General features: G+C 34.1%; 8 protein-coding genes and 2 tRNA genes. 2 read left to right on the top strand and 8 right to left on the bottom strand.

Annotation, left to right across the window (positions count from 1 at the left end; translation table 11 throughout):
* Nucleotides 1-94: 94 nt before the first annotated feature.
* Both Cyrtocomes_RS03830 and Cyrtocomes_RS03835 read right to left on the bottom strand, forming a co-directional pair.
* Nucleotides 95-643: a hypothetical protein gene (locus tag Cyrtocomes_RS03830; RefSeq protein ID WP_322497883.1), complete on the bottom strand. Its 549-nt coding sequence runs from the start codon at nucleotides 641-643 to the stop codon at nucleotides 95-97.
* A gap of 35 nt (nucleotides 644-678) precedes the next feature.
* On the bottom strand, nucleotides 679-1,119 hold the full coding sequence (locus Cyrtocomes_RS03835; RefSeq protein WP_322497884.1) for a hypothetical protein: 441 nt from the start codon (nucleotides 1,117-1,119) through the stop codon (nucleotides 679-681).
* Between the two features lie 1,158 nt (nucleotides 1,120-2,277).
* On the opposite strand from Cyrtocomes_RS03835, the gene Cyrtocomes_RS03840 reads away from it, so the two are divergent.
* Both Cyrtocomes_RS03840 and Cyrtocomes_RS03845 read left to right on the top strand, forming a co-directional pair.
* Nucleotides 2,278-2,353 (top strand) — tRNA-Gly (locus tag Cyrtocomes_RS03840).
* A gap of 13 nt (nucleotides 2,354-2,366) precedes the next feature.
* Nucleotides 2,367-2,442 (top strand) — tRNA-Ala (locus tag Cyrtocomes_RS03845).
* 254 nt (nucleotides 2,443-2,696) lie between these two features.
* On the opposite strand, the gene Cyrtocomes_RS03850 is transcribed toward Cyrtocomes_RS03845, so the two are convergent.
* The 6 genes from Cyrtocomes_RS03850 to Cyrtocomes_RS03875 form a co-directional block, all read right to left on the bottom strand.
* Entirely contained in the window at nucleotides 2,697-2,951 is a 255-nt protein-coding gene (locus Cyrtocomes_RS03850) for a hypothetical protein (protein WP_322497885.1), read from the bottom strand.
* Between the two features lie 621 nt (nucleotides 2,952-3,572).
* On the bottom strand, nucleotides 3,573-4,121 hold the full coding sequence (hslV, locus tag Cyrtocomes_RS03855; RefSeq protein WP_322497886.1) for an ATP-dependent protease subunit HslV: 549 nt from the start codon (nucleotides 4,119-4,121) through the stop codon (nucleotides 3,573-3,575).
* 15 nt (nucleotides 4,122-4,136) lie between these two features.
* Entirely contained in the window at nucleotides 4,137-4,925 is a 789-nt protein-coding gene (gene xth / locus Cyrtocomes_RS03860) for an exodeoxyribonuclease III (protein WP_322497887.1), read from the bottom strand.
* Nucleotides 4,925-6,313: a trypsin-like peptidase domain-containing protein gene (locus Cyrtocomes_RS03865; protein ID WP_322497890.1), complete on the bottom strand. Its 1,389-nt coding sequence runs from the start codon at nucleotides 6,311-6,313 to the stop codon at nucleotides 4,925-4,927. Before Cyrtocomes_RS03865 ends, xth begins: the two co-directional genes overlap by 1 nt.
* 433 nt (nucleotides 6,314-6,746) lie before the next feature.
* A complete protein-coding gene (locus Cyrtocomes_RS03870; protein WP_322497888.1) occupies nucleotides 6,747-8,363 on the bottom strand; it encodes an ankyrin repeat domain-containing protein in 1,617 nt (538 codons plus the stop codon).
* Nucleotides 8,363-8,656: a hypothetical protein gene (locus Cyrtocomes_RS03875; RefSeq protein ID WP_322497889.1), complete on the bottom strand. Its 294-nt coding sequence runs from the start codon at nucleotides 8,654-8,656 to the stop codon at nucleotides 8,363-8,365. Before Cyrtocomes_RS03875 ends, Cyrtocomes_RS03870 begins: the two co-directional genes overlap by 1 nt.
* Between the last annotated feature and the right edge of the window lie 877 nt (nucleotides 8,657-9,533).

Raw genomic sequence — 9,533 nt, forward strand, 5'->3', positions numbered from 1 at the left:
TGGGCTCAGGCTAAGCAAATTCGTAGATCCACTAATTGCTCTATAAATCAACTTTTCAATGACTATTTATCGTGACTCTTTTATACCGGATTAGCTATACATCAGTTGGATATGTATAAGTTTTATTTCTCATTTCCTTATAAGGCGCAGAATCTTCTTCAATGCATTTAATTAGATTTTCAATTTGTTGACTATCAAAATCCAGGGTATGATTCAGCTCCGCTCCCCAAGATCTTAGAATCTTTTCTGAAAAATCCCTAACTAACTCACTTACTTGAGGCACCATTTGAACACCTTCTGCACCATCTACCGCACCATTGCCTGCAAGCGTAGAATGGCGGCCTGGAACACTTAAGAAATTTATTCTAGTATTCATAGATGTAACAGGAACTATAGGATCAAAACCATGAGATCTTTCATCCTCGGCAAAAATACCAATATAATTCTCAACGTTTGACCCAAGCTTGGTATGTACATCTCTAACTATAGTTAATCCTCCCACTATAGGGTCAAGTGCAAGTATATTCACCTTTATATTCTTTAATTCATCATCGGCTAGCATATAATTTGCTAACATATGGCAAGCTACCCCACCCCTGCTCCAACCAACAATATTCACATGCATATTTCCTTTCTTACGCATAATCTCCATCATACGTAACTGTAAACTTTGTGGCTTTATGTTGTGTGGTACAATCCCTGCTTCTTTTTTATCTCTTTTTTAATTCCAGGCAGATATTTATCTTTCTCAAGTTGTACTCCATATTTCTTTAATTTGTTATATTTCGATACGCTTAATTCTTCTTTTTCTAAATTCAATATGTGCTGAGTTTTTTTACCTCTGATTATACTTTGTGCATGCCGCACCCCCTCTTCGAGCCCCTTTCCAAATAACTGGCCTGTAACAGTATTGTACTTCCATGGCTCTACCCATAACATAGGGTCCTGAAGATTACCACTACCAGGGCCATCAACAACAATCCAATCAACAAACTCCCTACCACCAGCATTTGATGCGAGTGTAGAAATAATTTCTCCAGATGAATATCTTTCTCTATCAACCCCAAGGCTATTAACCGTAGTTGGTAAAAAGAATATTGTAATAACATAATTTTTCATCTTTGGGTTAATAACTATGTAGAAATAAAACGAATATACTTAGTTATATAAGAGAGATTACATTCCTATATTCATTACATTTTGAGCCCAACAACTTGCCACAACTCAAAGCAGTTCTAAATCTTGCCAATTATTTCAACAACAATATATATGGTTTAAATAATAAAAAGATGTGACCTATTAATAGATAGATAACAATACTCTCTTTAGTTGGCCTTACTTCTCTTTCACCTTGCATCCTCTACAAATCGCTTCTATTAAAGCTTTGAACTTTCATTCCTTTATTGGATATTTTCTCTTATTTCTAAAACCCATTGATATAATTATTTTGTTAACGACGCCACATACAATTGATAGAAAAGGCGTTTTTGCTTCAATAAACTTACTTCAATCTATAGCTAAAGCGGTATAAAATTATTACATAAACAGTAACTTTTTTAAACTTAACTCAATGATAACTAATATATTTTCAAAATTAATCATGTGCCATTTTTATGACGCTTTAGCTATATTTCTGCTAAAGTGATAGAATATACATTTATAGATTCAACGGTCATAACTCTGTTTGTAAAAATATAGAGGGAAGAGGTGATAAAGAATTAGCTGCCAAAACTTCTATGGTTTTTGAGCTTTAAATTACATGCCTTAAACCATAAATTATCAAAATTAACAACGCGGATGATAGAAAGCCAGTACCTTGCTTATTGAAAAATAAGCAAACAAACCCGCATTGTTAAAACTTTAAATGGCACCGTGCGGCATTATTTGCTCAGATTCAGACCATGTTCCAGATGTGACTCAGCATTCTACCTCTCATGGTTAAACTTTCTTGTTATTTCTTATTAAAATCTCATTTAACTATCTTTTAGTTTTCAATGCTAAAAGATTAACTACGCTTATGAACTTATGGCTTAGTAATTTGACCATGAACAATTTACAATCAGTTCATCTATCATAATTTGGAATTAACCACCTGTTATACGGATAATTCTTCCATAAAATCACCTCGCTAATAATTCTTAGGTATTATTTAAATAATACTTTAAGCCACCATAACCGCTTTTAAATGAATGCCATCCAATTTTATTATTGATATTAAACTTATGGAGCTTGCTTATTACTAATTTTTTGCTATAAGCAGTGTCCTCTTGGTAGAGGGCGGGTGTAGCTCAGTTGGTAGAGCACAACCTTGCCAAGGTTGGGGTCGAGAGTTCGAGTCTCTTCACCCGCTCCATGTTTCTATGTTGGGGGGTATAGCTCAGTTGGTAGAGCATCTGCTTTGCAAGCAGAGGGTCATGGGTTCGAATCCCTTTACCTCCACCATTTTCTTCTACTTTTTAGTAGACTGCTTAATAAAGATAGAAATGGGGATTTAACGTATATTTGATCAAAAAGAGGTTATGTGCTTTGATACCAAAATCAATGCCTCTATCAGCATAGAGTTCAATTTTTTGGTCTTGTTTACATAAGCACACCAAGCTTCTTGTAGTATTTATAACTTAAGCACCATTGAAGCCTTATACCATTTTTTATGGTATATTCTCGGCATTGTCTCATACATCATAGATAGATAGCCTCTAAACCTCCACATAGTCGTCCTGAGCATGGCATTTAGAGTAACGCTTTCTCTGGTTAATCGGGCCCATTAGACTAGAATCTTTAGCTTCTACTAAGCAAGTTTCCGCTTTATCTACTATATGCTTGATTCCATTTGGTATTATTTTGTTATAACTATAATTGCCATCTGTAGCTATAATTATGATATTATGACACTTTATTTGTAATTCGTTTACAAATCCAGAGGATCCATTTTCTATATAATGCTGAAGCAAAATTATTACATAAAAAGTAATTTTATTAAACTTAACTCAATTAAAATATTTGCAAGGTTAGTACTATGTTATGACGCTTTAGCTATAATGTGCAACAATATCTCATTTCTGTTCAAGCCAAATTCGTACTTGCCAGTCTTTTTTCGAAGATATATTTAGATATATATATCTATAATAGGAATATTATAATTTGCTCTCAGCTTCCTTTTCCACAGCTTTTCTAGCATTTCAAATCCCAGCCGTATCCGAAACGGTATATTCATTATCCTAGCTTCTAAAGCCAACATTGTTAAGAAACATCTATACAGACATCTTTGAGCGTGTATTTTATGTTCAATCTGCAACATTACTTGTGCCTTTGCTTGCCTACAACCATTCTTGACCACGTTTTGTTGGAGCAAAATTTGCATCCCTTCACAGACACATTCATTCAACGCACCTTGCTATGCAATCATGTCACCATAACAAAGTCTATCCTTTTATGACAATTCCGGTCAGCATTTATTACTTAATCACCTAACTTTCTTAATTTTTTAAGAGTTATAGCTAAAGCAGTATATTATGATTACATAATAAGTAATTTTGCTAAATTTAACCCAACATTTTCAAAGTTAGCACCCCTTATGACGCTTTTGCTATAATATTTAATTCCTCGATGACAACATTATGGTTTGTATAAACGCACACATCAGCCGCTATCTTCATAGACTTCTTTACTATATCCATTGCAGACATATCGGTTGAATAAAACAGCGCTTTTGCTGCAGAAAGAGCGTAGTTTCCACCAGAACCTATCGCAGCAATACCATCCTCTGGCTCTATAACATCACCCTGCCCTGATAATATTAGTGTATTTTGTGCATCTGCTACAATCATCATAGCCTCTAATCTTCTTAGATATTTATCAGAGCGCCAATCTTTTGCCATATCAACAGCGGCCTGCAATAAATTTCCAGAATGCTTTTTTAAGCGCATATTAAGCCTCTCAAACAAAGCCATACCATCTGCAGCACTTCCTGCAAAACCAGATATTACTTTCCCATCAAAAAATTTACGTATTTTATTTGTGTTAGATTTGAAAATTGTATTGCCAAAACTTACCTGTCCATCCCCAGCTATAACTATACTCTCATTTCTTTTTACTGATAAAATCGTCGTTGAATGTAGCATAAAAGTTAATAAATCTTAATTAAATTCACAAAATAGCGGAGCATGATCTGATGGGCGCTCCCAACCCCTTACTGTAGCCTCTATATAACATTTATTTATCATGTCACATAAATGGCTAGAGACTAGTATATAATCTATTCTAAGCCCCCTATCATATTGGAAACTATTTTTTCTATAGTCCCACCAAGTAAATTTCTTTAGATGCGGATTTAGTATTCTAAATGAATCATAAAGTCCAAGGTTAAGAATAGACCTAAGTGCTTTTCTTTCCTCAATACTGAAACATAGCTGATCCTTCATATAAGAAGGATCATGCACATCTAAATCATCAAGAGCAACATTCATATCTCCACATACTAATAAATTTTCTCCCTGAGATAAAAGGTAACTCAATCTACCTTTTAGTGCATTAAAAAAATCTAATTTAAAGAGAAACTTCTCTGAATTAACTTCAGACCCGTTAGGAACATACACAGATATCACCCTAACAGGGATAGAATTTAAAGAAATTAAAGATTCGACATACCTTGCCTCAGCGGCAAATTCATGTTCAAAACCAGGAATACCAAAAATAACTTCTTCCTGCCTTTGCTTACTAAGAATCGCAACTCCATTATAGCCCTTCTGCCCATGAACGTTAATATTATAATGCTCGAAACACTGCGCACTATAAGGAAAGGCATCAGAGATACACTTAACCTCCTGCAACAAAATGATATCAGGAGAAGTAGTAGGGATCAATTCAGAAACAGCGTTAATACGAGCTCCAATAGAATTAACATTCCAGCTTACAACAGAAAACATTAGTCTGGCATATCTACATACATAAAGAGCTTAGAACCATCTCTTAAAACTGAAAAGGTGAATAACCTATCATTACTCCTACATGCTTCCTCAAAATCCTTAACGTTTTTTATAGGTTTTTCATTTATCTCCTGTAGTATATCCTTAACTAATATACCAGCATAATCTGCCACCGATCCCTTTTCCACATTACAAACAATAACCCCTACAGCAGCATCAGATGAGTTACGGTCAGACTGCACTAAGTCCCTAACTGATAACCCTGTCTCTTTATTAAAAAACGAAGAAGAACCCGTATCTTCAACATTCTTATGTGTCAGAGCATGAAATACCATCTCTTTACCTTTTCTAAAAACTTTTAGCTTCACCTTTTGACCAACGCCAGAGGTGCTAACTAATTTTCTTAATCTGGATACACTATCTATGCTCTTGTCATTTACTTCAAGCACCACATCACCAGGCAGTAACCCAGCCACTTGCGCCCCACCTCCTTTCAAAACCTTTACCACCAACACACCAGAAGATTTTGGTAACTTCATAGCTTCAGCTAACTTCTGAGTCACATCTCGCCCAAGTATTCCTATATAGCCATGCGAAACCTCACCATTTTCCGCTAGTTGCTTAACAACAGTAGAAACTACATTTGAAGGAATAGCAAAACCAACACCTATACTACCACCTATACCTGGAGCAGAAGACATTAACGCAAAATTTACACCAATAACTTCACCATCAACATTAAGTGCAGGCCCACCAGAATTACCAAAATATATTGAGGCATCCGTTTGTATAAGATCACCAAAATGATACCCACCTATCTCTATATTTCTGCTTGTATTAGAAACAATACCAGCAGTAACAGTTCCATTAAGACCAAATGTACTACCTATGGCAATTAATATGTCACCAGCTTTGATTTTATCAGAATCTCCGAACGTTAAAAATGGAAGCTTATTTTTCGAAGTTATCTTAAGTAGCGCTATATCTGTAACGCTATCTTGCCCAACTAACTCAGCCTTCATTCTATTTTCATCACTTCCTATAGATACGGTTATCTCGCTCGCGCCAACTATGGTATGTCTGCTCGTTACTATTAGCCCATTCTCACTTATCAAAAACCCAGAGCCTTGAGCAAATTGCGGCCTCCTCTCCTGCTGCGTGTTATCACGCGGAACTATTTGGCCACCAAAAATATCTCTAAATTCTTTTCTTATTTCTTCCATAGGGTCATACGCCTTTCTTTGTGCTATATCACCCCTTACGCGAACAGTAACAACAGCCGGAAGTGCCTTTTCAACTATATGCGAATAGCCATGCACTGCCGCACTACAATCAGATAAAATAATAAAAAAGAGCAATAAATAAGAAGCAACACCCCTAAGAAACATTCTCAAAATAAAAACCCTTGAAGACACATAACTAAATGTATACACCAATTACTATACCCATTCAATTACTTCATTATATATGATACATCTTTTATAGCTTTTATTTGACCAATATGGCTTAGATTTTGTTATATATATAATTACTATTACTAAAAGATAATAGACAACAATTAATCAAATAGTTTTGTAAATTTGTTAACTAACTTAAAAATATAACCGTTAGCGACCAATCTTAATTAGAAAAATGAGACTCAGCTTGTTAGAGCGGGAAATTATTCTACAGATTTGATATATGGTGGCTTAAGCTAAATTAGCATAATAAAGCTAATAAGTTGTGTGCGCTATCTACGCCACCTTAAATAAAACAGACACAACACATTTATAAGGTTATAACACAATCATCTTAAAGGGCCTAAAAACCACTAAACTTAATTCATTGTTTCATATATGTCTTATCTAATACCATAGGTGTATCAATAATAATCTTTTTGGTATTTGTTGATGATTCATTCTGAGGTCTGGATAATTCGCTAATTAAACGCATTGTTAATTTATCATTAATCGCGCCAGCAATATCAAACACGCTATACCCTCTATTGTTTTTTCTTTTTAAATCAGGGTTATATTCAAATATTAATTTTATTAAATCTATCAATCCATGTCTCACTGCTATCATTAATGGTGTATTACCATCATCGTCACTGCAATTTACATCAGCCCCTCTTGCTAGCGCATCCTTTAAGCAGCCTTGCATGTTCATTATAGTACAACCAATTAATATTTGGTTAATACTAAATTCTTCTGGCATCGAATACATGGCAAAATTTTCCCTATCTCTAGATACATAATCAAATGGCCTCATAGCACGCGTATCCACAGCGCTTAAGTTACATCCAGCTTTTAGTAAAATTTTAAATGCCTCACGATTCTCTGTGATAGCTGCTATATGAAGAGCATTTTTGGCAGTATAGGTAATTTTATTAATATCCGCCCCCTTTGAGATTAAGTATTGCATCGCCGATATTTTTCCCGCAGCTATTGCATACATCAGCGGTGTATGGCCATTAATATTATCTTGAGCGTTTATATCAGCTTTCTTATCAAGCAAAGCTTTAATAGCGCCTATATCACCTCTTGAAGCCGCAACAAATAATAATTGCGAATATTCATGTTGATAAGTATTTACCTGTATATGCTCATTTAGCTCCCTTTTTATCTCAAACCTTTTATTTAGTGGATTTTCCATGTTAGAAAAAATTTTACGTTGATTTATAGCAACTTCCATAACTCTACTCTCTGATGATGAGGGCGCATCATCTACTAATTCAGTTTTAATATCAGGCTTATCCTCATTTTTAATTGGCTGATTTTTTTTAACCGAAGCATCAGAAGCTTTACTCACATCGGCTTTTTTTCTAGCAGGGGCAATTTTTCTATCTTTTGCTACCGTTTCCAGTGGCTTATCTACACCACTTTTCTCATTAGTAGATTGTACTTTTTGCTTAGAACTAGATTGTGGCACTAATTTTTTTCCATTTAAAGAAGCAATATCTTGATTAGGGTTTTTAGCATTTTTCGGAAGGTTAATGTCACTACCTTTTATATTATCAAGCTGAGGGTTAGCTTTTTGTATATCGACCACATTGTTATTCTTTTGAATAGACTCTTTAGCATTACTCAGCTGCACTGTCTCAGAAACATTATTCTCTAGATTTTTTATTTGTTCTCTATGAACAACAGTTAAATTTTCATCATTTTTTAAATCAGGGATCTTTAAATCTCTTACATCTTGTATTGGAGCTATCTCTTTATTAACAGGATTTGTATTGATCTTTTCTTCATATGGACCGACAGGCTTATCTGTACTTGTCTTAGGTGTATTCGTACCCACAAAAAAGTCGTCTTGAAAATCATTGCTAGAACTAAATTCAGAATTATCAAAATGTTGATCTATATTTTTTAGAAATTTATCATATTCTTCGTTAGATAGTGCAAAAACACTATACGGCGAAATATAGATAAGCAAAAAGAACAAAAAACCGTAAATCATTATGTGTTACCCTTCTTTTCCTTTAACACTTCACTTAACGCCTCCTTAACAGCGTCTTTAATAAGTGCAGATAGTACAGTTTTGACCTCATCTGAGAAAAATTCAACATTAATATTGCTAAATTGTGGTGATTTATGCTTTTTTTCTTGAAAATCCTTATATTTCTCAGATCTCATGTCATCCTTTTTACCATGAGAAACTAGCTTTTTAAGCTCTAAAACATCAAACCGCATCCCAAAAAACGAATCACACCTTTTGAAAAGCTCCTTAACATCATTTACAGAATTACTCACTTTTTTACTATATAAAATTACGAACAGCTAGAACAGATATAAATCTAATAATATCTTCTGTCCTACATCATTTCAATTACCTATTAAAACTAAGCATCACTCAATAATCATACAATTAAAGCGCACAGTCAAATCAAGAAGAAAAAGAAGGGTTTATAACATTAATTGCATGCCACAGGCTACAAATAAAATATCATAGCTAGGTTTAAGGCCTCTTTATTTCAGCTTTTTGCAGTATATTTTTATCAAATATTCCTCTTTTTATTCAGTTTAACCATCTCTCTCCTCCATGATTATATAGAACTCCATAGCAATGCTATATTTAGGCTACCTAAGGCCTTATCTCTATGCAAAATGTCTAATGTAAAGGTTATGAAAACAAAATAATTACACGTAAATAATATATTACTTATAATCGCACCTTTGATAAATAAAACCAGCGCACATAACGCGCTATATTGCTAACATGGTATTACCGCATTATGATATGCGCATATTATAACATTAATAGATTATAACTATGGAAAATAATTTTACAAAACAAAATGCTGCAGATGCTTGCATCATGAATGACGCGCAGACTAATTTTTTAAAAACAACCAAGATTCTGAAAACTGGTGTAAATTTTTGGGGTACCGGCGAACAACCGAAAACTTATACTCACATTATTAATTCCTTGTATACTATAGGCAAGTCTTGTGAAACAAACGATATGCTAAACGCACTATCATCTTTAAATCAATGCTTAGGCACTGTTAACAAAGGTTTTGCCAAATAATGGAAAAGATGCAATATTATATTGGAGGCGATAAATATGGTATTTAGATGGATAAAAGGTTGTTTCCGATCGACATTAAAACGTTCAATGAATGGGTTT

Origin of the sequence: Candidatus Cyrtobacter comes (assembly GCF_034470605.1) — a bacterium.
Lineage (GTDB): Bacteria > Pseudomonadota > Alphaproteobacteria > Rickettsiales > Midichloriaceae > Cyrtobacter > Cyrtobacter comes.

Excerpts from the sequence above, each read along its gene's own strand:
- hslV (WP_322497886.1), bottom strand. The coding sequence starts at position 4,121 with ATGCTACATTCAACGACGATTTTATCAGTAAAAAGAAATGAGAGTATA.
- Cyrtocomes_RS03870 (WP_322497888.1), bottom strand. The coding sequence starts at position 8,363 with ATGATTTACGGTTTTTTGTTCTTTTTGCTTATCTATATTTCGCCGTAT.
- Cyrtocomes_RS03865 (WP_322497890.1), bottom strand. The coding sequence starts at position 6,313 with ATGTTTCTTAGGGGTGTTGCTTCTTATTTATTGCTCTTTTTTATTATT.
- Cyrtocomes_RS03835 (WP_322497884.1), bottom strand. The coding sequence starts at position 1,119 with ATGAAAAATTATGTTATTACAATATTCTTTTTACCAACTACGGTTAAT.
- Cyrtocomes_RS03830 (WP_322497883.1), bottom strand. The coding sequence starts at position 643 with ATGCGTAAGAAAGGAAATATGCATGTGAATATTGTTGGTTGGAGCAGG.
- xth (WP_322497887.1), bottom strand. The coding sequence starts at position 4,925 with ATGTTTTCTGTTGTAAGCTGGAATGTTAATTCTATTGGAGCTCGTATT.